Source organism: Corynebacterium sp. HMSC06D04 (genome assembly GCF_001807315.1).
Lineage (GTDB): Bacteria > Actinomycetota > Actinomycetes > Mycobacteriales > Mycobacteriaceae > Corynebacterium > Corynebacterium simulans.
The window spans coordinates 1-557 of record NZ_KV788537.1; the positions used below are offsets into that span (position 1 = coordinate 1).

The following is a 557-nucleotide window of genomic DNA, read 5'->3' on the forward strand; positions in this document are numbered from 1 at the left end:
ATGGTCACTGACCGCTACGCAGCGTTTGCAGACTATTACGGGATCACGATCGTGCCGACCAGGCCCGGCAGGCCTCGTGACAAAGCAGCGGTAGAGCGTGCCGTGAAAATCGCCTACACCAAAATCCTGGGCTACTTCAGCAACGAGGTCTTCTACGACCTCGATGAACTCAATGAGGCGATCGCTTGCCGTCTTGCCGATATCAACAGCGCAATGACGCGGCCTGATGGCTCAACACGGCGCATGCGCTTTGATCAAGAAGAGGCACCAATGATGCGGGATCTTCCGCCGACGCCGTTTACGGAAGTGTCTTATAAGCGGCTCAAAGTCGATCGCAACTGGCACATCACCTGTGACTACCAGTACTACTCAGTACCATTTCAACTGGTAGGAGAATCGGTAACAGTCAGGCTCACCCCGCAACTAGTAAGCATCTTCAACGGGGAGCAGCTTGTTGCTGAACACACGCGCCTTCACGGATTCAAATACCGGTATTCCACCAACCCTCAGCATGGGCCATGTGGCGATGATGAAGGCCACAAGGCGCTTACCCGTGA

Annotated in this window: 1 pseudogene; it reads left to right on the plus strand. The window is 54.8% G+C overall.

Annotated elements, in window-relative coordinates:
• Nucleotides 1-557: pseudogene (locus HMPREF3155_RS04765) on the plus strand (IS21 family transposase); the annotation flags it as partial.